A 25,050-nucleotide genomic window follows, 5' to 3' on the forward strand; every position below is an offset into this window, starting at 1 on the left:
GGCAGCCTAGGTTAGATATCTAAAAAACTGCTTAGCAAGCTGTCTAAAAATTATTGAACTTGGCTTCAGATTTATCTTTCAATCTCTACTCTCAAATATGCCTATTTTGATAAAAGCATCTCATAATCAGTGATCACAAAGTAAAGAAACGGTGGTCATACATAGAGTATAACCACCGTGAGAGAAAACTTATAAAGCAGACTAGCGACAGTTTAAACAGCAGTTTTCTTAGAACGCTTACGATATATGCTACGGATAATAGGTAGGAATACCATAAAAATTGCTAGAATCCAAAGCGCTATCGTGATCGGACTGCTCCACAAGATAGACAGGTCACCTTGAGAGATAGACAGTGCGCGTCTCAAGTTAGATTCCATAAGCTCACCTAACACATAACCTAAAATCAGTGCTGATAATGGGAAGTTAAGCTTACGTAAGAAGTAACCGAATACACCCAATGCCACCATAAATACCAAGTCAAAGGTCGTGCTATGGATTGAATAAACACCCACGAAGCTAACGGCCGCGATACCTGGTATTAATATATAGTTTGGTACATCAAGCAATTTTGCAAACAAGCCAACCAGTGGAATATTCATTACTAACAAAATAACGTTACAGATGAATAAAGAGGCAATAAGACCCCAAACGATATCAGGCTGCTCAGTGAATAACTGCGGACCTGGCGTAATATTATACAAGGTCAGTGCACCCATCATGACTGCTGTCGTACCAGAACCTGGCACACCTAGCGTCAACATTGGTACAAATGAGCCACAAGCTGAAGCATTATTTGCCGCCTCTGGTGAGGCAACGCCGCGTAGATCACCGTCACCAAAGGTACCGGTATCACCAGCGATTTTGCGTTCACTAGCATACGTCATAGCGCTAGCAATAGTCGCGCCTGCACCCGGTAAAATACCAACCACAAAACCCATCAAGCCGCTACGTAACATAGCACCTAGGGCAAACGTAAATTCTTTAAAATTCAATATACTACGTTTACCTTGTTCAACCACTTTTTGTCCAGTCGTGGTGCTCTCAAGCATTATTAGGATTTCACTAACACTAAAGAAACCGATAACAATCGTCGTAAACTGAATACCATCAGATAGATTAACTGAGTCAAAAGTGAATCGGTAAATACCAGTAACCGCATCGACACCAACGGTCGCTAAACCAAGACCAATTAAAGCCGCAATACCGGTTTTAACAGGTTGGTCACCGACCAAACCACTCAAGCAGGTGATAGCAAATACCATCAACACAAAGTATTCAGAAGGTCCAAATGAGATGGCCCATTTGGCTAATAATGGAGCGAATAGCACCACGCCGATGGTTGCGATAGTGGCACCAATAAACGAGGCTACCGCAGATAAGGAAAGTGCAATACCAGCCTTTCCTTGTTTCGCCAATGGATAACCATCCAACGTCGTCATAATGGCACCAGCATCACCAGGTACGTTAATCAGAATGGCAGAAATACGACCACCATACTCACACCCAAGATAAACCGCTGCTAGTAAGATCAGCGCACTCTCTGGTGGTAATCCAAGGGCAAAGGCGAAAGGTAATAATATTGCTACACCGTTAATAGGACCAAGGCCTGGCAACATGCCGACAATCGTACCCAAAAATGCACCGATAAGCGCAATTAATAAGTTTTTTGGTGTGGATGCAATAGAGAAACCATGCATCAAAAAATCAAAAGTATCCATATTGGCTATCCTATTATTCCTGATAATATTCCGAGTGGCAATTTGACATCTAACAATATGTCAAATAAAACATATAAGGCAATACTGATCACAACTGAAAAGATAAGGCATTTAAGAGGCTTACCTGCAAACAGTATACCTACCGAAAAAGACATCAGGATAGTGGCAAGGATAAAACCTAATACTTCAAAAATAAGACCATAAACCAGTAGAGCTATGGCACATAGCACGAGGTTTCTGATGATTGGTTTGGTCAACCCTAAATCAATAGGCTTGGTGAAACTTGCTGGGCGAAAAGCGACGACTAAAGCGCCAAATGCTAGCAAAGAAAAAATTAAAATAGGATAAGGGCGAGGACCAATTGGGTCATAAGCAATAGGGGCGACATAACTAGTGGCTAAGTATATTAAAAACAAACTTACTAACGCCATCAGCCCAGAAAACACACGTTCCATTGTCATAAGGGGCATTCCTTGAATTGTGGGGAAAAAAGGCTGACAGATAAATACCCTGCCAGCCTTTTAAAATACCAAAAACATGCAATCTTTAATTAATAAGAGTATTGAAGTTCAATGTAATTATTTGGCCGCTGCAGCTTCAACAAGACCGTATTCAGCAGACAATTCACGCAGCTCACCAGTACGCTTATAAACATAAGCTTCTAGCTCTTCACCAGTCATAGAGAATGGTAGTAAATCTTGTTGCTCACGTATTTCAGCAAATTTTGGATCAGCAAGCATTTTGTCGAATGCGTCTTTCCACCAGTTGTAAGCACCAGCACTCACGTCTGGACCCATGTAATAACCACGGACAACTGGCCAAGTGACATCATAACCTTGCTCTTTAGCAGTAGGGATATCAGCCATGCTACCTTCTAATCTTTCGTCTGAAAATACAGCTAGGACACGCAATTTGCCAGCAGTGGCTTGTGGCATAATCTCAGCAATACCCGCACTAACGGCCGTGATATGGTTACCCATGACCGCTGTAATAGCTTCACCGCCGCCTTCCATCGCCACATAAGTCATATCGCTAGGCTTAACGCCAACCGCTTTTGCCAAAATCGCAGTTTGCATCCAATCCTGACCACCAACACTACCACCAGCGCCGAAACTGATTGCCTTTGGATCTTTTTTCAATTCAGCAACCAATCCTGCTAGATCTTTGATAGGTGAATCAGCATTTACCGCTACCGCGCCATAATCTGTACCAACACCTGCCAACCATTTCACATCTTTTTCAGTGAATTTACCAAATTTACCTTGCGATAAGTTCAGAATAGAACCAGTTGAGAAGGCAATAATCGCATCGCCGTTAGAGCGGTCATTAGCAACGATTTTGTTATAAGCAACAGCACCTACGCCGCCTGGCATATAGGTGACACGCATAGGATCTGTCAAGAGGCCAGTATCTCTTAGGCCAATTTGAGCAAGCTTACAAGTTATATCAAAGCCACCACCTGGTTTCGCCGGAGCAATACATTCTGGGCGTGAAGGGGCGATTAGCTCAGCTGAGCCATTTGCCACAGCCGCATCTGTAGTCGCAGTTTCGTTTGCATTATTGCAGGCGGTTAAAGACAGGATAGATAGACCAAGCGCTAGATAAGATAGTTTTTTCACACGACACTCCTTGTGTGTATTTTTGAAGTAAAGCTCAATGAAATTTAATGTAATATAAGAAAGCGATTGAAGATCATATTAACGAAATAGCAACTCAAGTTAATAAATCTTATACCGATATAACTTTTGATGTTATGCAAAAGTAACAGAATATTTTAAAAATAACAAGAAACATATGTATGTATGTATGAATTTTATCTTGATGTAATCAATCTAAAAGTAAAGAAAAGCATTTTATTTCAATATCATGTCGATTATTTTAGGTAAAAGCCAATAACTTTGTTTAGTTTTGATGACTGCGAGAGAAGGGATCATAATAAGTCTAGAAACTGAATAAACTCATGTTGTTAGTAGTCAGTATTTGCGTGGCTAATTCATCATTATTGATAATTTTTTTGAAAGTTGTGAGTGACTTGGTAAAGTTTACCTGACTTTCGTTTTGTGTATGTGGCCAGTCGCTTCCCCAAATCAGGCGGTGTCTCATATTACGTTGTATAAACAGCTTAATCGCATCTGTCGCATGTTGAATGCCTATCTCATTGCCTAACCGGTAGTATCCAGATACTTTGACCCAATGTTGATTAGGATCAAGCATGTCTAAAAGCTCGAGATATTCTCGATCTTGAACGCCTTTAATCGGATTAAATCGACCAAAGTGATCGATTACGATATTGAGACTATATTGCTTTAATATCGGTAATAACTGAATCAAATAAATAGGCGGTGCCTGAATTTCTACTTGCCAATTCATATGGGCTAGCTGTGATAAAAAAACTTTCCACTGCGCGCCGGTCAGATCGGGACAAGGGATGCCAAACAGATTAATACGTATACCAACAATGCCTTGCTTATCAAGCGCGTGCAAAGTGGGCGCATCTGTGGTATTCGCCAATACCGCAATACCTCTAAGCCGTTCAGGGTATTTCAAAATAGCGGTCAACATATAACTATTATCGGTACCCAAAAAACTTGGCTGAATCAATACTGCTTTATCAAAACCATGCGTATCAAGTTGTTCGATATAATTCTCAACACTGGCGGTGTAATTGGGTCGATAGCGCGCAGTCGCTGGGAACGGATCTTGGTGCGAAAATACATGTGCATGGGCATCCATGTAATCCATAAAACTCTCTTTTCTAAACCATTAAAAAATAAATTGAATCACTGAAATCGCTAGTATTCCAATAATGATATCTAGGGGTACAGCCTTAAACAGCAGGATATTTAGTAGCTTATTCTTGTCTATATGTACTTGAGCAGCGCCAAGTATCATGCTTCCTCCTGATGAAAAAGGAGAAATGGATGAGCTTTGAGCCCCCACCACAATACAGATGAATAAAAACAAAGGATTTAAACCAGAAGCAACGGCTAGGGCCGGCACCATAGGAAATAAAGTAGGCGCTACTACGCCAAGCGTACTCGCAAATATCGACATAATTGCGCTAATACTGAAGACTAAAAATGGTATCATCCAAATAGAGACGTTGGTACTGAGCCATTCTGTCAGCTGGTAAATAACACCCACTTCCACCCCAAGCTTCATCAACATACCGACGCCGCAAATCATAATGAGCGTATTCCAAGGTATCAAAGCGATCACTGTTTTTTCATCACCCAGTTTTAAAAACAAACTGATCAAGACGAAAAAAATAGCGATAAAACCAATGTCTATTCGCGCGTTCAAAAATTCAATGGCTGCTACGTTTGGTACCAGTATGTTTGCAATGGGTGCAATCAGTACCGTGACCACCATGATGAATATCAGCATGATAGATTGTTTTTGTTTCTTATCTAAAGGCTCTGGCGCAATAGTTTGAATCGCTAATTTGCTGTTTTTGGCATTGAGTAAGCTATAGCTACCCAATACAACGATTGGCATTATAAAGGTAACGATAAATATTCCTAACGCATAAGTAAAGGTATTGTCATTGGCGACACCTGCTCCGTGCATGAGCTCTCTAAAAATGACGCCACTTTGTGAGGTGACAAAGTTAGCACCCGCTAGCGCGCCATAGTTCACTGATAAGGTAGCAACAATGATGTTTAAGTTGGTTCTTTGCGTCATTAGCAAAATCATAGGTGCCATCGTGGCTAAGACGGTGTAATAACCAGCGCCCAAACCTGCAATAATCGTGGCAGCAAAGAAAATAGCCAAAGGCAAAAATGCTGGAAAGCGTCGACATTTATAGATTAAATGACTGCATAACTTCTCTAAAGCACCGTTCGCGAGAGGGAAGTTATAAAAGAGTGTGACTGCAAAAATGACAAAGAAAATTTTGAGTGGCCATAGCTCAATAACCTCATAAGCACTAAGCTCCATGCCGAAACAACCAATAAGGTATGAAAATACAATCGCAAATAAGCCGATATTGATTTTAGTGGTATAGCCCAACACGATAGACATGACAATGGCGGCTAGAATGTAGAGAGTCATACCTGCTCCTTGATCTTAACTGTATGAAGCCTATCAAAATCGCTATCAATTTTTATAGATTAAAGAGCGTTACGATAATATTGACAAATGGTTTTTTAGGCTAGAAAATCACATAAGCTATAAAAGCGCATCTGACTGAGTGGAATGATAGCAAAAAAGGTGAGGGGAATTAGATAAAGTTAAGGATAAAAATTTAACTAATTTTCTACATTAAAGTGATACATATAAAATCTATTTAGCGCTTAAGATAGAATAATCTGATATATCGTACTGCCAGAAATCATGACAATGCTTAACAAGATTAAGACCGTTAATAAAAATCCTCTCATCGTGGTGAAAAAAATGTTAAAAAATTTCAAACAATTTAAAATGCCACGGTACGAGCAAGTACGGTGGCACATTCAGACCTTACTGACAGAAAGTAAATGGGATGAAAATACACCATTGCCGACTGAACAGGAATTTGCAGATGAGTACGAAGTATCGGTAGGAACCGTTCGTAAAGCAGTTGAAAAGCTGGTAGAAGAAGGCGTTTTGATGAAGCAGCAGGGCAGAGGTACTTTTTTAAAGCGCCCAAATTTTGAAAGTTCACTATTAAGATTTTTTAAGTTTCGTGATAAAGACACTTCCTATGTGATTCCAACGGGCGTGGTCAAAAAGGTCATGACAATAAACGCTGATGACATCATCAATAAAAAGTTGGATATCGGTAAAAATAAAGCGCTCATTTATATAGAACGGGTGCGTATCATCGAAAATACAGTCATGTTGAGTGAGAGGATTTGGCTACCTAAAGACATGTACCTGCCTTTCGCCACCTTAGCGCCCGAAGATTTCGAGAATCTGTTATATCCGTTTTATTATAAAGCCTGTGGACAGTATGTCTCGTCTGCCGTAGAAAAACTATTTTTTATAACTGGTCACATAGATCCTTATTTAGATAATGGTAAGCAAGAAAATTTGGTCAAGGTATGCCGTATTGCAAAGAACTTAAAAGGTGATCCAATCGAGTATAGAGAGTCATATGGATTGGCAGAGAAGTTCAGTTATGAGGTTAATATCATTTAGCATTTTTGAAATGACCACACTTCCTACTTAAAACTTCCACTACCCACACTTCTTTTATCAACCAAACTTGTATACATGAATTATATTCATCTTTAATTTAATTTACATCGTTTTTATTCATGTGGTGATTCAGGTATGATTTATCTCATACAACAATTTAGCTCTATCTAAAAATAATTAAGGGTGCAATCACCATGAGTAATAAAGAGAAAGAATTTAGCTGTTCAATTAAGCGCATTCGTTTTGATGAAAACTATCGCCCTGCAGACAGTACGCGTCTAACGACTAACTTTGCAAATTTGGCGCGCGGCGAGCATCGTCAAGAAAACCTACGCAAAACATTGAGTATGATAAACAATCGTTTTAACGCGTTGGCGCATTGGGACAATCCAACAGCAGACCGTTATTCTGTCGAAGTCGATATTATTTCTGCAAATATGGATATCGAAGGTAACGGTGATACCTTCCCTGTTATCGAGACTTTGAAAACAACGATTGTTGATCATAGAGATAACAAGCGTATTGAGGGTATGATCGGCAACAGTTTCTCATCGTATGTGCGCGATTATGATTTTAGCGTCGTACTGTCAGAACATCACAATAACCCTTTAACCTCGTCAACTTCACCAACCCCTGCAAATTTTGGTGACTTACATGGCAAATTATTCCAATACTTATTGAATTCAGAGGCATATAAAGCCAACTTTGATAAAAAACCAGTGATTTGCCTCAGTGTTTCAAGTAATAAAACCTATTACCGTACGACCAATCAGCATCCGGTATTGGGCATTGAATACAGACAAGATGATTATTCGCTAACCGATGACTATTTTCACAAAATGGGTTTAACGGTTCGCTATTTTATGCCTGCCAACAGCGCTGCGCCTTTAGCGTTTTATTTTGCCGGTGACTTACTGAGCGATTATACTGATCTTGAGCTAATCAGTGCCATCAGTACCATGGAGACGTTCCAAAAAATCTACCGGCCTGAAATTTACAATGCCAATTCTACGGCAGGTGAAGTTTATCAGCCGAGTTTGAAGTACCAAGATTATTCACTGACTCAAATTGTGTATGATCGTGCTGAGCGCAGTCAGATGGCAGTGACTCAAGGTAAGTTTACAGAAGAACAATTCATTAAACCGTACCAAGCGATTCTTGAAGAGTGGGCGGCAAATTATTCTGTCGAAAAAAACGTGGTTAAAAAACAGGCCGCCTAGCCGACCTAAATGTTTATCCCAGTCTAGGGCGTGTCCTCAATCTGAACAAAAGCGACTAAATGGGTTAAAAATAGCTAAATCTTGCCAAACGTCGTCAAATAGCTAGTCAATATCTCGATATTATCTGCACTATTTTCCTTGTTTGGCTGCCATTTATCTTATTTTTATCACCATTTTCAGATTGAGGACACGCCCTAATATCAAAACTCAATGTATTGATTTTATTTAAAACTAACTATAAAAAACCAAAATATAAAAGATGAGTCCTATGACAATATTATCACCGACACCAATATTATTACCGACATCAACCGCTGGTAGCTTACCGAAACCATCATGGCTGGCTGAACCTGAGAAAATTTGGTCACCTTGGGCATTAGAAGGCGATGAGCTTATCCAAGGCAAACAAGACGCTCTACGTGTGTCATTGCAGGAACAGCTACAGGCAGGAATTGATATCGTCAGTGATGGCGAACAGACCCGTCAGCATTTTGTGACCACATTTATTGAACATCTGGACGGTGTAGATTTTGAGAAGCGTGAGACCGTTCGTATTCGCAATCGCTATGATGCCAGCGTGCCGTCAGTGGTTGGTGCAGTGAGCCGCCAAAAGCCTGTTTTCGTTGAAGATGCTAAATTTTTACGAGCGCAAACCAATCAGCCCATCAAATGGGCGCTGCCAGGCCCGATGACGATGATTGACACGCTGTATGACAATCATTATAAAAGCCGTGAAAAACTGGCGTGGGAATTTGCCAAAATCCTAAATCAAGAAGCGAGAGAGTTAGAGGCGGCTGGCGTTGATATTATCCAATTCGATGAGCCAGCATTTAACGTGTTCTTTGATGACGTAAATGACTGGGGCATCGCTACTTTAGAGCGCGCCATTGAAGGTCTAAAATGTGAAACGGCAGTGCATATTTGCTACGGCTATGGCATCAAAGCCAATAATGATTGGAAAAAAACACTGGGTTCAGAGTGGCGTCAGTATGAGAAAGCCTTTCCTAAACTACAGCAGTCTAAAATTGATATTGTCTCACTCGAATGCCAAAACTCACATGTACCCATGGATTTGATTGAATTGATTCGTGGTAAAAAAGTGATGATCGGCGCTATCGATGTAGCCACCAATAACATTGAAACCCCTGAAGAAGTGGCAAATACGCTACGAGCGGCATTGCAATTTGTCGATGCTGATAAGCTTTATCCTTCGACCAATTGCGGCATGGCACCGTTGTCTCGCCAAGTGGCACGCGGCAAGCTAGCGGCGTTGAGTGCTGGCGCGGCAATCGTTCGTCAAGAACTGACAGCCTAGCGCTCTATAGAAGCAACACGAGCGCTAGTCACATTTAGGAAGCACGTTATGATTGAAGCAACCGATTTTAGAAATGCTATGTCTTTGTTAACCACTGCGGTCAATGTGGTCACCACAGAAGGCGCATCTGGTTGTCATGGATTTACGGCATCTGCGGTATGTAGCGTTACCGATACGCCGCCGACATTGCTTGTCTGTATTAATCAGACGGCTCGGTCACATGCCCATTTCATCGACAATAAAACGTTGAGTGTCAATGTGCTTGGCGCACAGCATGAACAACTCTCCAATGCATTTGCTTCCAAACTATGTTCAGAAGAGCGATTTCAACAAGGTTCTTGGCGCACATTAAAGACAGGTGCCCCTATTTTAGAAGATGCGCTTGTTAGTTTTGACTGTGAGATTGAGCAAGTTCAAACCGTCGGCACGCACAGTATTTTTATGTGCCGTGTTGTCGCCATCAGACAATCCGAGCAAGAAGGCGGAACTGATGAAAGCTTGGTTTATTTTAATCGCTCATATCATCAAGTTGGTCAAGTAGAAATTATTTAAGCTGAATCTCTGATACTGATTCTTTAATTAGCATCTAACCGTAGTTAACCATAGTCAGCTCAATATAAAAAAACGACAGTGAAACTGGAATGAGTTTTTTGTAGCCTCTGTCGGCGTAGGCACAGCAAGCTAAAAAAATTTGCACCAGTTTTACGTCGTCAGATAACGTATCTGTTTTTATTTATGCTTGACTATAAAACGACCATTTAACTTAGAAGTAACTATTCTGTGGAACTAATCATTTTTTTAATAATAGGTACGTTTGCCGGTTTTGCCGCCGGTTTGTTTGGGGTGGGCGGTGGCACCATCATCGTACCGCTATTATTCATCGTCTTTACTCAGATGGACTATAGTCCCGATACTGTCATGCATTTGGCGCTGGGCACATCGCTGGCAACCATCATTGTCACCTCTATCAGCTCTTTAATGGCACATAATAAAAAGGGCGCTGTCATGTGGCCTGTATTTATTAATTTGATACCAGGTATGGCAATTGGCTGCTTTTTAGGGGCGGGGATTGCAGGCGCAATCTCAGGTGGTCATCTACAAATCATCGTTGGCACGTTTTTGCTGTGGGTCGCATTTACCATGTTTACTGCTGGTAAAAAACAGCTAGATGCTAGTACCAGTGCAGTATTGCCGTCAACGCCTAAACAATTAGCAGCTGGGGCAGGTATCGGTGTGGCGTCTGCTATTTTTGGTATCGGCGGCGGCAGTTTAACGGTGCCGTATCTCACTCGCTATGGCGTGGTGATGCAAAAAGCGGTTGGTACTTCCGCTGCTTGTGGCCTACCGATTGCCATTGCTGGCGCGCTTGGCTTTATGGTTTTTGGAATGAAGGAGCACGTCAATATTCCCAACGCGATTGGCTTTGTTCACATTTATGCTTTTTTAGGTATTAGCGTGATGAGCTTTTTCACCGCAAAAGTGGGCGCAAAAGTCGCACATCAATTGTCACCGACATTATTAAAAAAATGCTTTGCCGTGCTACTCATGATTGTGAGCTGCTTTTTCTTGTATAAAGGATTGTTGTGAGGATTTGGATTGGTGTGTTTAAACTGCATCGTTTAGATAGTTCAAAAGTCTATTTTGAGTGGTTCTCTTATATCAGTCTGTTTTAAGTGGTCTATTAATAGGTTCAAAGGGTGAAATAACTAGTTCCGTTGAGGTATACCTATGGCGAACCAAACAGTTGCCTTCACTGGTTCGGTTCCTTAATGAGAACTCGAAAATCCAACTCTATAATATATTTATCAAGAGTTTAATTTTTTGAGATAGTAAAAGGGGACTTTTTGAGAGAGCCGACGCTGTTTAAAGTCACTGCTGCTGAGAAGAAGGGATGGTGGAATTTATGAAAGTTTTATTCCACTTGATGTAGAGGTGCTCTTAGTTAGAAAGGTAGTTTTTAATCAATTCAGTACGTAAATCTTTTTCCCAGATGTCTTTTGCATAGAATTCTGCTTTGCTATCAGCTGTATTATTAATTAAGTACTCATCTATTTTCTCTATCACCAGCTTAATTTCATTCCTATCCAATCGATAGAATTCGTGATATGGAAAGAATTCAACACATTTACGATCAATTATTTTATTAAAAATTTCTGGATATAGATTTAATATAGCTTCTTCAAGAAGCTTAATAAACCCTCTACCAGCGAATTCACTATAATCGAAAGATATACACTCATCACCCTCTTCGGGACTTGTTATATAACTTGTGGAAAAGACTGACATAGTTACTACCTTTGTAATAAGTTGCTTAATAATAACCTATGCTATCGATTTCGTAATCATGCAATATCTAACATGAGTAGTTCGATGCCTGTATAGCGAACCGATCGTATTCCCATAACACTTATTATAACAATTTGATTAGGATAAATAATGAATAATGATTTTCTCATTACAATCCATGATTATGAATCTGAAGAAAGAGGATGGATGGATATCGAAGATTTTATTGAAACCAAAGGTTTGCAATATATAGACGAATACTTCGATATAGAAACAGATTTTATTTCTAATATCCAAAACTTTAACAATTTCTTCTCAAAAAATAAATATTTTGATTCCTTAATTGCTAAGATTGAAGTTTATGAATACGACTCTGCTTATAATTTCTACAGGCTAGATGGGGATTATAAAAAACTTAAAGAGTTAAGTGAATGTAGTTTCAGCTACATATCTGATTATAACAAAGAGTTTATTTATAGATGTCAATGTAGGGGAATGTGCAGCTTTTGGTTCATAGATGTTTCATCAATGTCCTATATGAAGAATGCTATGGATGCCTTTTTCTTACATGTACATCTTAGCCCTAAAATTGACTTTAAAAGTATATTTAGAAAGAAAAGCAATGTTCTTTATTATTATGATAAAGATACATTAAATACAGATGAAGATTATATATATCCTAAAAACTGTGGTGAAAAAATCTTGTTATAATTTGCGTTGTGGCTCTCTAATCCCTACCATCAATCCAGTAGAAATTAACTTAGGATACTTTAATCATATTCTGTGCTGTAGGTTTTATAACAGTTAAATTCATATCTAACATTAGCAGTTTGATACCTGTATAGCGCATCAATCACTAATAGAATGTGTATGGTAAGTACACCATGAGGTACACTGTGACTATTTCAGTAAGTCAAATCGTTGATACTATTGGCCTACAGCCTAAGATTAAAGTCCTCACTAGGGTACCGAATTTTTAAATTTGTACTAGCATCTTTAGTTTATCTTATTTTAAAACCTGCTAACGACTCCAACATCTGTGTTTCAACTATTTTCAATTGACTCTCTAAGATAAACACTAAACGTTACGCTGCTTAATCTGTAGCACTGTCTACCCAAGAAAACGTTTCTAAGATATGCATCCATTGGTCGTCTAATTTCGCTTTTAGCAATAACGGCTCACCAGTAACCGGATGGCTGAGCGCTAAAGTCTGAGCATGTAATAACATGCGCGTACAGTCATAGTGAGTACGAAAAAAGCGCGTATGCCGTATATCACCGTGGCTGGTATCACCCACGATGTGATGGAATATATGTCGCATGTGCCGACGCAGCTGATGCTTGCGCCCAGTCTCCGGAGTTAAGCGCACAAGACTATAGCGGCTAGTGTCATGCTTTTTTGACACGGCAAATGGTAGCTCAATTTGTGCCAAGCTCTGCCAGTGTGTCACTGCTTCTTGAGCAGGTTTGTCCAAGTTGGCAAATTTATCGGCAATGGCATCGGGTTGAAAGCTCAACGCATAATCAACCGTACCTTGCTCTGACATATAGCCGCGCACCACGGCCAAATACTGCTTGGTAACCGTGTGTGCAGTAAAAGCCTCGGTAAGGCTGCGTGCCACCGCTGGGCTTTTGGCAAACAGCAAAACGCCTGATGTCGGCTTGTCTAACCGATGCACCGGAAATACATGGCAACCTACCGCATCACGGGTGAGCTGCATGGCAAATCGCGTCTCGCCTTTATCCAGCCAACTGCGATGTACCAATAGACCCGCTTCTTTATTAATCGCTACCAGAAATTCATCTTCATAGATAATGTCTATTTGGTGAGGGCTGCCGCTTTCGATATCCATGTTTTCAGTGTTCATACTGTAGCTACTATAATTATATAAATGATTAATAATTTTCTATTCGTTATTACAAAAAATCCTTCGCTATCTTATTAATATCAGATGGCGAAGGATTTGGTATGACAAGTAGTTTGTTAATAATAAGTAATTGATAATAATTATATTAAAATCAAATACTTATATTATTCGACAGTGACTGATTTTGCCAAATTGCGTGGTTGATCGACGTCTGTACCGCGCATAACGGCCACATGATATGACAGTAGTTGCACTGGGACGCTGTAGACGATAGGGGCAAGCGCTTCGCAGACATCAGGCACATATACTACGTGCAAGCGATCTTCTGCGACCATTTGACTGGTTTCACTAGCAAACACAAACAACTCACCATGACGTGCGTGCACCTCTTGCATATTGGCTTTTAGCTTATCGAACATACTGTCTTTGGGCGCAAGGACGACGATTGGCATGTCTTTATCAACCAGTGCCAATGGACCGTGCTTGAGCTCACCTGCTGCATAACCTTCTGCGTGAATGTAAGAGATTTCTTTAAGTTTTAATGCGCCTTCTAAAGCGATTGGAAACTGCAAACCGCGACCTAGAAACAAGCAACTTCTCTTATCTTCAAAGTGCTCGCTCATAGTCTTGATAGACGCATCAAGGTGTAAGCTCGCGTACAGTTGACCGGGTAGCTTCTGTAGCTCACCAAGTAACGTATCCAAGTTCTCAGCAGTCATACGTTGTTGAACAACACCCACTTTTAATACCAATAACATCAATGCCACAAGCTGCGTGGTAAAGGCTTTGGTAGATGCTACTCCAATCTCAGGCCCTGCCAGTGTTGGCAAGAAAATATCTGTCTCACGTACGAGCGATGAAGTAGGAACATTACATAATGCTAAGCTAACCAAACCAGCTGGCATCTGCTTTTGAGTATCGCGCAATGCTGACAAAGTATCAGCCGTTTCACCAGATTGAGAAATACAAATCACCAGCGAATTGTCGACTACGACGGGATTACGATAACGGAACTCGCTTGCCACTTCAACTGAACAAGGCACACGGATAAGGCTTTCAAACCAATATTTCGCAACCAAACCTGCATGATAGCTAGTACCACAAGCGATAATTTGTACGTTACGAATACCCGCTAGTTGTACTTGATGACGCTGCAAAAAATCATCGCGCAATTTGGCCGTTTCGCCATTATCTACTGCCATCTCAATCGTACGAGCAACCGCATCTGGCTGCTCATAAATTTCTTTGAGCATATAATGCTTGAATTCACCTTTATCAGCATTATGCTGTGTTGCATCAATTTCATGTATCTGACGCGTGACTTCCACACCATCTGCATATATCTGAACACTACTGCGAGTCAATTTGGCAATGTCGCCTTCTTCAAGATACATAAAACGGTTGGTCACTGGAAGCAATGCCAACTGATCTGACGCAATAAAGTTCTCACCGATTCCCACGCCAATCACCAGCGGCGACCCTAAACGTACGGTAATAAGCTCATCTGGATAATCTACGTGTACGATGCCTAAGGCAAAAGCACCATGTAATAATGGAATAATAGTACGAACGGCTTCTAATAAGTTTGGTGTTTTTTTATAAATGTCATGAATCAAATGTGCCACGACTTCGGTATCTGTCTGCGAAGTAAATTCATAGCCCTTAGCCATTAATTCTTCTTTAAGCTCAGCATAGTTTTCTACGATACCGTTATGAACCACAGCAATTTTGCCAGAAACGTGCGGATGTGCGTTACGCTGTGCAGGCTCACCGTGAGTGGCCCAGCGGGTATGCGCGATACCAGTATAACCATCAAAGAACTCTGGATTGACTGCGACTGCATCGACTAGCGCTTGTACTTTTCCTACTTGACGCTCACGATGTAGTTCACCATCACGAATGACCGTCAGACCCGCAGAGTCATAGCCACGATATTCTAAACGTTTAAGACCTTCAAGTAAGATGTTGGCGATATTACGCTCAGCGACTGCCCCGACTATTCCGCACATAAATATTCCTTAAGTTCGATTTTTAATATTTTGATATATGATGATAGTTAATTGATCTATAAATATGAATAAGCAGCACCACAAATCATTGTCGTACTGCTTAGCTTTGCTCGAAATTTTTGCATTTTCAGACTTATATATAGTCAGGTCGACATAAAAACGATACAGCGGGGCTGGAATAAATTTTTTACAGCCTCTGTCTGCGCAGGCACAGCAAGCAAGAAAAATTTGTCCCCGTCACGCAGGATAGTGTCGTGTATCCATTTTATTCAGTATCAACTATAGTTTCAGATTTATTCTGACCCTTTTTACTCTGAACCTTTAGTAAACTCAAATACTTCACCTTGAATAGTCCTAACTTTTCTATAGCCTTTTTTCGATTTTAAAGACACCGCTGAAATATCATTGACAGTGGCAGAACGGTTGGCATTAATGTATATCCAAACTTCATTACCATTTGGGAAGCTCATGATATAACGCTCATAAGAATCATTATCAGGATCAGGCAACATACCTACACCCCAATTAAAGTGGCAAGTGCCCGAGAACTTTAATACCTTCTTAGCATCGAAATATTTACACTCTGCGTCATATTCTAGCGTAGTGCTGGCATAAGCTATTGAAAACGGCATCACTATTAATACTAAAGCCGCGGATAATATATTTTTCATCACATTTACCCCTAATTCAAGCCAGATTAGGAAGAGCAGTACGACACAGGTGATCATATTGCTCAAGCTTACTCAAAAACCTCTGTGATTGACTCAATTATCAGATCATCTGTTATTTTTTGGTCGGACGTTGAAAGTCGTCTTTTTGTGTTTGACGAGCGCGACCAAATGCTAATGCTTTGTCATCAACATTGTTAGTAATTACAGAACCTGCCGCAACCGTCGCGGTATCGCCAATCGTTACAGGTGCAACTAAGCTAGCGTTTGAACCAATAAAAGCATTATCGTTAATAATGGTTTGCGATTTATTGACACCATCGTAATTACAAGTAATCACACCTGCGCCAACATTGACATTGGTACCGATGGTGGCGTCACCAATATAACTCAGATGATTTATTTTGCTGCCATGGCCAATAACTGATTTTTTGATCTCTACAAAGTTGCCGACTTTACTGTTATCAGATAAGACGGTTTCAGGACGTAAATGGGCAAAAGGACCAATATCGACACCTGCACCAACCTCGGCGCGATCAATTACACAGTAAGGTTTGATATGGCAAGCGTTGCCAATTTGCGCATTTTTGATGACACAACCCGCTTCGATATATACATTGTTACCCAACGTACAATCACCTTCAAATACCACGCCAACATCGACAAAAACGTCCTGACCAGCTGTCAGTGTGCCTCGGATATCTACACGCGTGGGATCAGCAAACTGTACGCCCGCTTCTTGTAAATCAGCGACCAGTTTGCCTTGCCATGTACGCTCCAAGCTGGCGAGCTGTTGACGGTTATTAACGCCTTCAATCTCAAACGTGTGTTCAGGTTCAATCGCTGCGATAGTAATACCATCAGCCACTGCCATTTTAACTATATCTGTCAGATAATATTCTTGTTGGGCATTGTCGTTAGAAAGCTCAGGTAAATATTTATGTAGCAAGGCGTTATCGACGCAATAGATACCACTATTAATTTCTCTAATAGATTGCTCTTCGGTACTGGCATCTTTTTGCTCGACGATGGCTTGGATGTTACCCGCTTGGTCACGCTTGATACGACCGAGTCCAAATGGATTATCGACCGTCAATGTCAGCATCGACATGCCGCTTGTATTGGCCGTTTTCAATGCTGCTAACGTTTGACCGCTTACCAAGGGTACATCACCGTAAAGAATGAGGCTTTGACCCTCTGTGGGTAAATCAGTCAGGGTGACTTTAACCGCGTGCCCTGTGCCTAACTGTTCCGTTTGCGCAACCCAAGTAATTGAGGACTGCGAATATTGGTTATTAATTTCTGACTTTACTTGTTCACCGCCAAAACCATGCACGATAATGATTTCGTTCACAGTTAGCTGATGACACGTATCTAGTACATGAGCCAATAACGATTTACCAGCCAATGTCTGCAGCACTTTTGGCTTGGCCGACTGCATACGTGTGCCTTTACCAGCAGCAAGGATAATCACAGAAAGAGGAGATGTCATAGTAGCCCGTTAAATGTAACAAAATATAATTTATTATTATAGCGCAAATGTTTGTTCAATATAATGTTATGGCGTTCAGGCTTTGTAACTTAGGATTATACAAAAGGTTATATAATAACTCGTACGAAAAAGCCTGACACCGCATCTGGTTATATAGGATTGTTTATAACAACATACCGAGCATTACAATCACCCATACCGCTGCAGCCATCACACCAGCAATAATATCATCAAGCATAATACCCAGACCACCGGCGACTTTTTTGTCTGCCCAGCCAATGGGTGGTGGCTTGATAATATCAAAAAAGCGAAATAAAACAAAAGCAATGATAAGCGCAAAGATAGATAAGTTTTGGGATATGTCGTACCAAAAATTGGCAACAGAAACGCCCATGTAAGAAAATGGTAGTAAAGTAATCCACAATCCTGCCCATTCATCCCAGACAATATGCGGATCGTCATGGCCTTGCATGAGTTTGGATGTACGACCACATATCCAAATACCAATCACACAGGATAAAATGGTAATAATCAAAAACGGCACAAAACCTAGGCTCATTAAAGGTATGGCGACGATTAAACCACCAACCGTTCCCCAAGTACCGGGTGCACGGCGAGGTAAGCCACTCCCTAAACCAATTCCCAGCCAATAAACGATGCGGTCAAGCATACTGGCATTTGCTGGCAGAGGTGGGCAGTCATTGGCTTTACTGATATCAGGCTTGGAGAGGTCGTGATCGGTCATGGATTAACCTGCAAAATGTTGATAACCAGTAAGATTGGGCCACGTTGAAAATGGCGCAGGGCGAGTCGATGTGACTAACTGTCCTTGATAATAAAGCTCAGGACGTAACGGCATCGAGTTATCTATAGTAATGCCTGTATTACCTTCTGTTGCAACAACATCACCGATATGGGTAACCGGTACGTTGCTGGCTGGTGGTGTGATATGCGCAGGTAGCGTAAAAGCCAATTCGTAATCATCACCACCCGCTAGCTGGCACAATAAGCGTTCAGATAGATCAACGCTTGCCAACGGTTTACTGCTGGGCAGCTGCTCCAAATTGATACGCATACCCACGCGGCTCTGTTGACAGATATGCCCAAGGTCCTGATAGAGACCATCGGAGATATCTATCATTGCCGTCGCACCGATTTTTGCCAATGCTGCACCCAATTTAATGCGCGGCGCCGGCATATGCAATCGATGGGCTAATTCTGTACCTTGAGCATTGTCAGGATGTTGCAGGGCATAAGCGGCATCACCAAGCGTTCCTGATACATATATTTTATCACCCACTTTTGCCCCTGAGCGGTAGATGGCAGGCGTGTCTGCAGCAAGTAATCCTTGCGCGCTGACACTCAGTACTAAATGATCACTGCGCGTGGTATCACCGCCAATCAAGGTAACGCCAAATAATTGGCAGGCGTGAAACAAGCCTTTGGCAAATTCGCTGAGCCAGTGCTCATTCGCCAAGCGCTCAGGTAGTGCCAATGCCAGCAGAATACTATGCGGTGTTGCGCCCATAGCAGCGATGTCTGAGACATTGACCGCGACGGCTTTATAACCGATGGCAAATGCGAGCTTATGCACTTGTTCCCAATCGGCGCTAAAGTGTCGACCTTGAACGAGTGTGTCAATACAGCTGACCAAACGCGCGCCTGCAGGCAAACTCATCACCGCTGCATCATCACCAATGCCTTTTTCGACACCATTCGATATCGGCTGGGCCGCTTGCATTTGGGAAAATATACGCTCAATCAGCTCAAATTCGTTCATGGTTAGTCTTGGCTTTTTGCATCAGTATTAGCAGTTTCATCAGGGCTAACCGCTTCATCAGAACTAACAATATTAGAGTCAGTTAGATCAATATCTGTTAGCGTATTTTCTTCGCTACTGTCGTTACTGACAGCGTTAGTATCACCGTTTTCTTCTACAGGCTGTTCATCAACGACGATATCTTTTTTAACCATATCTTCTTCGCCAATCTCTGTTTCAACAATGGCATTTTTAACCGTGTTTTCAGCAGTATCTTTCTTACTCGCTTTAAAGTCACTGATATTGGCACTGGCTTTACTAGCGCTATTACGTTTAACGGTAGCATTATTGGCACTAATACGTGGCTTGTTTGAGGCAGTTGGTTTTTCTTCAATGCCCTGTGTATCAGCACTATTATTTATATCAGCATTATTTTCTGTATTGGTATCTGTTTTTACGACAGGTTTGGTGGCCGCTTTTTGTGACGTGCGTAGATTGGCTTTGGTGTCTGACTCTACTTCAATAGCGCGACTATCGACGGCCATTTTATCAAGTACTGCATTAATCAATTTGTGCGCATCAGTCGCACCAAAATGATTGTTGAGCTTCATTGCCTCATCTAGCACCACTTTATAAGGAATCTCTAAACGATTCTGTAATTCATAAGCACCAATCAGTAAAATGGCGTGCTCAACCGTATCCAATTTATCGATTTCGCGATCAAGATATTGGCTGATAAGCGCATCTAGCGCTTCAATCTGCTCAGGAATATCACGCATCATCTCATGATAATAGCCGATATGTACGGTATGCATCGCATTGGTGGCGCGCGTACGGGCAGCAATATCATGCGGCGCATTGGCCTTCCAGCCAAGCTTGCCATCGATATCGAAGCGGCGGTCAGTGACGAGCCATTCGTATAGACCTTGCATAGCAAAGCGTCGTGCTTTACGGATAGCGGTGTGACTGGTCTTGTAAGAAGACTCACTCATATCGAAGGTTTGATCACCCGCACTGCTGCTCGCAATACGCGTGGCTTCAGCTTGACTTTCATTGGTTTGGGCGGTTTTCGCAGCACTAATAGCGCGCTTGAGTTGGTCAGTCATAGGGGGTCTATACCTAGTTTTTAAGATAAGAAGTTTTAAAATAAAATGTTAAATAGTAGTCGGCTGGTGAATTTACCAGACAGTTTTAGGTGCTGCTGTCGAACATTTACAGTACATACTTAGGGCTATCGCAATAACCATAGCCCTAAAAAATTAATTAACAATAATGCCTATCAATAAAAAATGGTGCTTAATCGTGACTTAAAAACACTCAAATATTAATGAGTATGAATAAGTAACGCGTTTAACTAAGCGTCATCGCTATTATCATCAATGTCTAACTGTGATAGCACAGCAATCATCTCTAACACGACCATCGCCGCTTCTGAGCCTTTATTACCTGCTTTAGTACCTGAGCGCTCAATCGCTTGTTCGATGCTGTCAGTGGTCAATACGCCATTGGCAACAGGAATATTATAATCGATGGCAACGCTGCTTAAGCCTTTGGCTGATTCGCTGGCAACAAAGTCAAAATGCGGCGTGCTACCACGAATAATCGCGCCCAAAGCAATGATGGCATCAAAACGATCAGATTCAGCAGCGCGCTGGGCGACCAATGGCAACTCAAAAGCACCAGGAACGCGAATCACGGTAATGTTGCTACCTAATACACCGTGACGAAGTAGGGCGTCAATTGCGCCATCTACCAATGATTCAACGACAAAACCGTTAAAACGACCAACGACGATACCGATACGAGCGTCTTCGTTTTGATGTAAATTACCATCGATATGGGTCACGTCATTGCGTTGCTGTTGTAAATTTGACATAAAAATCCTTTGCCTAATGGGCTTTTAATTAACATATAAGAATAAATAATGAGCTAAATATAATGCTAGGTTCACATAGCGTATTTGACTAGCGATTAGTCAAAGAATTGACAGCTACATAAACGAAAACCAAATGATAATAAGCAGTTAGCGCTATGATAACATTTTTTCTAATTCATTGGCATTTTACCAACGTCTTATAAGCGCATCTGTATGCCTTGTGCTGCCATATATTTCTTGGCTTCTTGCACGGTGTACTCGCCAAAGTGAAAAATACTGGCAGCAAGTACGGCATCGACGCCGCCTTCTAATACGCCTTCTGCTAAATGTTGCAGATTGCCGACGCCGCCTGAGGCAATGACAGGCACATTGACGCGGCTGGTGATTTGCTTCATTAATGCCAAATCATAGCCTTTTTTGGTGCCATCACCGTCCATTGAGGTGACCAATAGCTCGCCCGCACCGAGAGTGGCCATTTTACTTGCCCAAGCAACGGCATCAATGCCAGTTTGTTTGCGACCACCATGAGTGAAAATTTCCCAGCGTGGTACGAGAATGCCATCAACGTCAATATCCGCAACGCGTTTGGCGTCAATCGCCACGACGATACATTGATTACCAAATTTTTGCGCCGCTTCGCCAACGAATTCTGGCGTAAAGACCGCTGCTGAATTAATCGCGACTTTATCCGCGCCCGCATTGAGCAAATTGCGGATATCCGCGATTTTACGTACGCCGCCACCGACGGTTAATGGGACAAATACCGTTTCTGCCATGCGTTCAACGGTATGATAAGTGGTATCACGCTCGTCATTAGTGGCGGTAATGTCCAAAAAGGTAATCTCATCGGCACCTTGTTCATTATAGCGCTTGGCGACTTCGACGGGATCGCCTGCGTCTTTGATATCGACAAATTGTACGCCTTTGACCACACGGCCATTATCAACGTCTAAACAAGGAATGATACGCTTTGCTAACATAGGGTCTTTCACCTTATAATCAATTCACTCAATGCGCTAGTCTAGCAAAACCACCGCCATATCAGGCAGATTTTCGTAAGATTATTATGCTTTTCGCTATCGTTTGCTTATGCGCGTTACAATTGTCACCATTACTATTTAAATTCATCCTATTTAACTTTTTATTTAATTGCCAAAAGTGAGATGTCATGTCCGTTTATACCCAGTTAACCAACGATCAGTTTGCCGCCTTTTGCCAAAGCTTTGGCGTCTCGTTTGCGCGCGCCATTCCGATTACTCAAGGCATTAAGAACTCTAACTGGTTTATTCAGACGACTGATGATGTAGATGGTGCGCACTCTTATGTGTTTACTTTATTTGAAGAGCGTCCGCCTGCTGATATCGAAAAAATGGCGATGATTCTCAATCAATTAGATGGCAAATTACCCGTCGCCGCACCCTTGTCTGTGATTGAGCACGATGCGACGAAAACGGATGCTGATAGTGATAAACGCTATGTCATCCATTATGAGGACAAAGCCATTACGCTTGTGCCTTGCCTCGCAGGGGCGCATCCACAGCAAACCACCCAAGCGATGTGTCATGATATTGGGACAGCTTTAGCTATGCTTCATGAGACGTTGCAAGCGCTACAGCCAAGCGAACAATATGGTGTGCCTTTGTATCCATGGAGTGAGGTGCGCGATCGTGAAAGTCAGTTTATGCCATCTGATGAAGCCAAGCTGATGAGTGATATTTGGCGGGCTTATAGCGATTTACCGCTAGCAACTTTGCCAAAAGGCTTATGTCATCTAGATATGTTTGCCGATAACACCTTATGGAACTTGCAAAAAGGCGAAGAGCGCTTAACGGGTTTGTTAGACTTTACCGAAGTCAGCGTCGAGCATTATGTGATGGATATTGCCATTACCATTAATGATTTTTGTACCACGTGGGGCGATGCGGAGCAAGGCGAGTCGGTGAATTTTGACCGCAGTAAAATGGCGGCTTTTTTACAGGGTTATGAGTCGAAACGACCACTTGGCAACGATGAAAAACGCGCTTTGCCAGTGATGCTCGCCAAAGCAGCGGTAATTTTTTGGTTATTGCGCCTAAATGTGATCCATTACAACCGTACCGAAGGGCGTACTGGCGATAATATCATGGTCAAAAACCCTGACTTGATGAAGCGATTGGCAGCTTATCATTGGTCGCATGTAGAAAAATCACAAAATATGGTGTTTGTACTAGAACATGCGCGTTATAAAGACGATGATAAAACCAACGATGTCGAAGACTTCAAATTGATCGGGGTATTTGCGACTGAGCAACAAGCACAAGAAGCCCTTGAACAATTAAAATTACAATCTGGTTTCAAAGATTATCCTAACGGGTTTCATATTGATGCTTATCCGTTAAACCACATTAACTGGTCATCAGGATTTGGTTGCAATTAAAAGTATAGCAACAAGTCATATTTATAAGTATTTAAAAGGATTTCATCATGACCAACGACGTTGATAACTGGCACAAACTGGCACGCTACGACACCAATATGCAAGGGGAGCTGCATGCCAATCTGCTGCGTAATAATAATATTACTGTCTCCTTACAACCGCTAAGCGCCATACCCGGTATGAATTCTGGTGTTATTTTATGGGTAGAGCACGCAGAGTTGGCACAAGCGCAGCGTATCTTAAGTGGTGTTGAAAGCAACGAAACTTCTGGTGCGGATTTATTAGCGAATATGAGTGATGTCGAGCTTGGCATTGGGTCAGGCAGTCAAGTCAATCATGGCTCAGCAGACAATCAATATAATAAAGGTGGTAACGCGTAAATGTGCCAACTCTTAGGAATGAACTGTAATACGCCAACCGATATCGGCTTTAGCTTCGCAGGCTTTCGCAAGCGCGGCGGCATGACCGACAGCCATGAAGATGGTTTTGGCATTGCGTTTTTTGAGCGTAGCGAATGCTCAAATAATGATGAATCGGCAAATGCATCAACAGGTTTGCGTCTATTCCATGACAATCGTCCCAGCCACTTATCGCCAGTGGCAGATTTGGTCAATAATTACCCCATTAAAGCCATGAATGTCATCGCCCATATTCGTAAAGCGACCCAAGGGCAGAATTGCTTGGCGAATACCCATCCTTTCGTTCGTGAAGTTTGGGGCGAACAGTGGGTATTTGCGCATAATGGACAAATGAACAGCGAATTTATCAAACGCTGTCAGCGTCTACAAGACAATGGCAACGCCTCACACTGCCAGCCCGTCGGCAATACGGATTCTGAAATGGCATTTTGCTATTTGGTGAATCGCCTAAAAAGTAGCTTTAAAACGCGCCCTGACGACAAGACCTTGTTTAGTTTTTTGACCACACAATGTCGCTATCTGTCTGCTAATGGTCTGTTTAATTGCTTGATATCGAATGGCAAGTGGCAAATGGCTTATGCGGGTAGCTTGTTGTTTTATCTCACGCGCAAAGCACCATTTGGTGAAGCCAAATTGGCAGATGATGATCTGGCGATTAACTTTGGTGATGTGACAACCGACACGGATAAAGTCACTATCCTAGTCACCGTCCCGCTCACTGAAAATGAAAAATGGCAACAATTGGCCGTCAATGAATGTCTCATCTTTCAAGATGGCGATGTCATTTATAAAGACAGCCCCAGCCAGCGCAAGTTTTTGACGGTTGATGAAGGCATTGCGATTGCAAGAGCAGTTGGGGCGAGTGTTTAGAGGTTAATCGACT

Annotated in this window: 24 protein-coding genes; 9 read left to right on the forward strand and 15 right to left on the reverse strand. The window is 41.8% G+C overall.

Going from position 1 to position 25,050, the window contains the following annotated elements; all coding sequences use genetic code 11:
* Positions 1 to 212: 212 nt before the first annotated feature.
* From JMX48_RS11620 to JMX48_RS11640, 5 genes are all read right to left on the reverse strand, one after another.
* Positions 213 to 1,718, reverse strand: a complete 1,506-nt coding sequence (locus tag JMX48_RS11620; protein WP_201537954.1) for a tripartite tricarboxylate transporter permease — start codon at positions 1,716 to 1,718, stop codon at positions 213 to 215.
* A 5-nt stretch (positions 1,719 to 1,723) separates the two neighbouring features.
* Entirely contained in the window at positions 1,724 to 2,179 is a 456-nt protein-coding gene (locus JMX48_RS11625) for a tripartite tricarboxylate transporter TctB family protein (protein WP_201537956.1), read from the reverse strand.
* Between the two features lie 117 nt (positions 2,180 to 2,296).
* A complete protein-coding gene (locus JMX48_RS11630; protein ID WP_201537958.1) occupies positions 2,297 to 3,337 on the reverse strand; it encodes a Bug family tripartite tricarboxylate transporter substrate binding protein in 1,041 nt (346 codons plus the stop codon).
* A 322-nt stretch (positions 3,338 to 3,659) separates the two neighbouring features.
* A complete protein-coding gene (locus JMX48_RS11635; protein WP_201537960.1) occupies positions 3,660 to 4,460 on the reverse strand; it encodes an amidohydrolase family protein in 801 nt (266 codons plus the stop codon).
* A gap of 21 nt (positions 4,461 to 4,481) precedes the next feature.
* Positions 4,482 to 5,771 (reverse strand): SLC13 family permease, encoded by a 1,290-nt coding sequence (locus tag JMX48_RS11640; protein WP_201537963.1) that lies wholly within the window; start codon positions 5,769 to 5,771, stop codon positions 4,482 to 4,484.
* Positions 5,772 to 6,113: 342 nt separating this feature from the next.
* Here JMX48_RS11640 and JMX48_RS11645 point away from each other — a divergent pair, with 342 nt between their 5' ends.
* From JMX48_RS11645 to JMX48_RS11665, 5 genes are all read left to right on the forward strand, one after another.
* Positions 6,114 to 6,839, forward strand: coding sequence for a GntR family transcriptional regulator (locus JMX48_RS11645; RefSeq protein WP_201537965.1), 726 nt, complete (start codon positions 6,114 to 6,116; stop codon positions 6,837 to 6,839).
* Between the two features lie 194 nt (positions 6,840 to 7,033).
* Positions 7,034 to 8,059 (forward strand): DUF1852 domain-containing protein, encoded by a 1,026-nt coding sequence (locus tag JMX48_RS11650; protein WP_201537967.1) that lies wholly within the window; start codon positions 7,034 to 7,036, stop codon positions 8,057 to 8,059.
* Between the two features lie 268 nt (positions 8,060 to 8,327).
* A complete protein-coding gene (locus JMX48_RS11655; RefSeq protein WP_201537969.1) occupies positions 8,328 to 9,374 on the forward strand; it encodes a methionine synthase in 1,047 nt (348 codons plus the stop codon).
* A 48-nt stretch (positions 9,375 to 9,422) separates the two neighbouring features.
* The gene (locus JMX48_RS11660) at positions 9,423 to 9,926 is read left to right on the forward strand and encodes a flavin reductase (protein ID WP_201537971.1); all 504 of its coding nucleotides are present in this window, start codon (positions 9,423 to 9,425) and stop codon (positions 9,924 to 9,926) included.
* Between the two features lie 228 nt (positions 9,927 to 10,154).
* A complete protein-coding gene (locus JMX48_RS11665) occupies positions 10,155 to 10,961 on the forward strand; it encodes a sulfite exporter TauE/SafE family protein (protein ID WP_201537973.1) in 807 nt (268 codons plus the stop codon).
* Positions 10,962 to 11,312: 351 nt separating this feature from the next.
* Here the strand turns inward: JMX48_RS11665 and JMX48_RS11670 are convergent, their stop codons facing one another.
* Complete coding sequence (locus JMX48_RS11670) at positions 11,313 to 11,660, reverse strand: hypothetical protein (RefSeq protein ID WP_201537975.1); 348 nt, start codon at positions 11,658 to 11,660, stop codon at positions 11,313 to 11,315.
* Positions 11,661 to 11,810: 150 nt separating this feature from the next.
* Between JMX48_RS11670 and JMX48_RS11675 the strand changes: the two genes are divergently transcribed.
* Entirely contained in the window at positions 11,811 to 12,371 is a 561-nt protein-coding gene (locus tag JMX48_RS11675; RefSeq protein WP_201537977.1) for a hypothetical protein, read from the forward strand.
* Between the two features lie 383 nt (positions 12,372 to 12,754).
* Here JMX48_RS11675 and truC read toward each other — a convergent pair whose 3' ends face one another.
* The 9 genes from truC to hisF form a co-directional block, all read right to left on the reverse strand.
* Positions 12,755 to 13,528: a tRNA pseudouridine(65) synthase TruC gene (gene truC / locus JMX48_RS11680; protein ID WP_413786368.1), complete on the reverse strand. Its 774-nt coding sequence runs from the start codon at positions 13,526 to 13,528 to the stop codon at positions 12,755 to 12,757.
* A 164-nt stretch (positions 13,529 to 13,692) separates the two neighbouring features.
* Positions 13,693 to 15,537 carry a glutamine--fructose-6-phosphate transaminase (isomerizing) gene (gene glmS / locus JMX48_RS11685; protein WP_201537979.1) on the reverse strand — a complete coding sequence of 615 codons (1,845 nt, stop codon included), beginning with the start codon at positions 15,535 to 15,537 and terminating at the stop codon, positions 13,693 to 13,695.
* Between the two features lie 308 nt (positions 15,538 to 15,845).
* Positions 15,846 to 16,211 (reverse strand): hypothetical protein, encoded by a 366-nt coding sequence (locus tag JMX48_RS11690; protein WP_201537981.1) that lies wholly within the window; start codon positions 16,209 to 16,211, stop codon positions 15,846 to 15,848.
* A gap of 109 nt (positions 16,212 to 16,320) precedes the next feature.
* Complete coding sequence (gene glmU / locus JMX48_RS11695) at positions 16,321 to 17,697, reverse strand: bifunctional UDP-N-acetylglucosamine diphosphorylase/glucosamine-1-phosphate N-acetyltransferase GlmU (protein ID WP_201537983.1); 1,377 nt, start codon at positions 17,695 to 17,697, stop codon at positions 16,321 to 16,323.
* A 163-nt stretch (positions 17,698 to 17,860) separates the two neighbouring features.
* Positions 17,861 to 18,442 carry a phosphatidylglycerophosphatase A gene (locus JMX48_RS11700; RefSeq protein WP_201537985.1) on the reverse strand — a complete coding sequence of 194 codons (582 nt, stop codon included), beginning with the start codon at positions 18,440 to 18,442 and terminating at the stop codon, positions 17,861 to 17,863.
* Positions 18,443 to 18,445: 3 nt separating this feature from the next.
* Positions 18,446 to 19,477, reverse strand: a complete 1,032-nt coding sequence (gene thiL, locus JMX48_RS11705) for a thiamine-phosphate kinase (RefSeq protein WP_201537987.1) — start codon at positions 19,475 to 19,477, stop codon at positions 18,446 to 18,448.
* Positions 19,478 to 19,479: 2 nt separating this feature from the next.
* Positions 19,480 to 20,562: a transcription antitermination factor NusB gene (gene nusB / locus JMX48_RS11710; RefSeq protein ID WP_201537989.1), complete on the reverse strand. Its 1,083-nt coding sequence runs from the start codon at positions 20,560 to 20,562 to the stop codon at positions 19,480 to 19,482.
* A gap of 248 nt (positions 20,563 to 20,810) precedes the next feature.
* Positions 20,811 to 21,332, reverse strand: a complete 522-nt coding sequence (gene ribE, locus JMX48_RS11715; protein ID WP_201537991.1) for a 6,7-dimethyl-8-ribityllumazine synthase — start codon at positions 21,330 to 21,332, stop codon at positions 20,811 to 20,813.
* 197 nt (positions 21,333 to 21,529) lie between these two features.
* Positions 21,530 to 22,312 (reverse strand): imidazole glycerol phosphate synthase subunit HisF, encoded by a 783-nt coding sequence (gene hisF / locus JMX48_RS11720; protein ID WP_201537993.1) that lies wholly within the window; start codon positions 22,310 to 22,312, stop codon positions 21,530 to 21,532.
* Between the two features lie 188 nt (positions 22,313 to 22,500).
* On the opposite strand from hisF, the gene JMX48_RS11725 reads away from it, so the two are divergent.
* From JMX48_RS11725 to JMX48_RS11735, 3 genes are read left to right on the forward strand one after another with little or no spacing between them, the layout of a single operon-like run.
* On the forward strand, positions 22,501 to 23,748 hold the full coding sequence (locus JMX48_RS11725) for a homoserine kinase (protein WP_201537995.1): 1,248 nt from the start codon (positions 22,501 to 22,503) through the stop codon (positions 23,746 to 23,748).
* Positions 23,749 to 23,795: 47 nt separating this feature from the next.
* A complete protein-coding gene (locus JMX48_RS14120) occupies positions 23,796 to 24,128 on the forward strand; it encodes a hypothetical protein (RefSeq protein ID WP_227688002.1) in 333 nt (110 codons plus the stop codon).
* A complete protein-coding gene (locus JMX48_RS11735) occupies positions 24,129 to 25,037 on the forward strand; it encodes a class II glutamine amidotransferase (RefSeq protein WP_201537997.1) in 909 nt (302 codons plus the stop codon).
* Positions 25,038 to 25,050 lie beyond the last annotated feature (13 nt).

This window comes from Psychrobacter immobilis, from assembly GCF_904846225.1.
In the GTDB taxonomy this organism is placed as follows: domain Bacteria; phylum Pseudomonadota; class Gammaproteobacteria; order Pseudomonadales; family Moraxellaceae; genus Psychrobacter; species Psychrobacter immobilis_F.

Coding starts and splice junctions, on each gene's coding strand:
- JMX48_RS11620 (WP_201537954.1), bottom strand. CDS start 1,718: ATGGATACTTTTGATTTTTTGATGCATGGTTTCTCTATTGCATCCACA.
- JMX48_RS11625 (WP_201537956.1), bottom strand. CDS start 2,179: ATGACAATGGAACGTGTGTTTTCTGGGCTGATGGCGTTAGTAAGTTTG.
- JMX48_RS11635 (WP_201537960.1), bottom strand. CDS start 4,460: ATGGATTACATGGATGCCCATGCACATGTATTTTCGCACCAAGATCCG.
- JMX48_RS11640 (WP_201537963.1), bottom strand. CDS start 5,771: ATGACTCTCTACATTCTAGCCGCCATTGTCATGTCTATCGTGTTGGGC.
- JMX48_RS11645 (WP_201537965.1), top strand. CDS start 6,114: ATGTTAAAAAATTTCAAACAATTTAAAATGCCACGGTACGAGCAAGTA.
- JMX48_RS11650 (WP_201537967.1), top strand. CDS start 7,034: ATGAGTAATAAAGAGAAAGAATTTAGCTGTTCAATTAAGCGCATTCGT.
- JMX48_RS11655 (WP_201537969.1), top strand. CDS start 8,328: ATGACAATATTATCACCGACACCAATATTATTACCGACATCAACCGCT.
- JMX48_RS11660 (WP_201537971.1), top strand. CDS start 9,423: ATGATTGAAGCAACCGATTTTAGAAATGCTATGTCTTTGTTAACCACT.
- JMX48_RS11670 (WP_201537975.1), bottom strand. CDS start 11,660: ATGTCAGTCTTTTCCACAAGTTATATAACAAGTCCCGAAGAGGGTGAT.
- JMX48_RS11675 (WP_201537977.1), top strand. CDS start 11,811: ATGAATAATGATTTTCTCATTACAATCCATGATTATGAATCTGAAGAA.
- truC (WP_413786368.1), bottom strand. CDS start 13,528: ATGAACACTGAAAACATGGATATCGAAAGCGGCAGCCCTCACCAAATA.
- glmS (WP_201537979.1), bottom strand. CDS start 15,537: ATGTGCGGAATAGTCGGGGCAGTCGCTGAGCGTAATATCGCCAACATC.
- glmU (WP_201537983.1), bottom strand. CDS start 17,697: ATGACATCTCCTCTTTCTGTGATTATCCTTGCTGCTGGTAAAGGCACA.
- JMX48_RS11700 (WP_201537985.1), bottom strand. CDS start 18,442: ATGACCGATCACGACCTCTCCAAGCCTGATATCAGTAAAGCCAATGAC.
- thiL (WP_201537987.1), bottom strand. CDS start 19,477: ATGAACGAATTTGAGCTGATTGAGCGTATATTTTCCCAAATGCAAGCG.
- nusB (WP_201537989.1), bottom strand. CDS start 20,562: ATGACTGACCAACTCAAGCGCGCTATTAGTGCTGCGAAAACCGCCCAA.
- ribE (WP_201537991.1), bottom strand. CDS start 21,332: ATGTCAAATTTACAACAGCAACGCAATGACGTGACCCATATCGATGGT.
- hisF (WP_201537993.1), bottom strand. CDS start 22,312: ATGTTAGCAAAGCGTATCATTCCTTGTTTAGACGTTGATAATGGCCGT.
- JMX48_RS11725 (WP_201537995.1), top strand. CDS start 22,501: ATGTCCGTTTATACCCAGTTAACCAACGATCAGTTTGCCGCCTTTTGC.
- JMX48_RS14120 (WP_227688002.1), top strand. CDS start 23,796: ATGACCAACGACGTTGATAACTGGCACAAACTGGCACGCTACGACACC.
- JMX48_RS11735 (WP_201537997.1), top strand. CDS start 24,129: ATGTGCCAACTCTTAGGAATGAACTGTAATACGCCAACCGATATCGGC.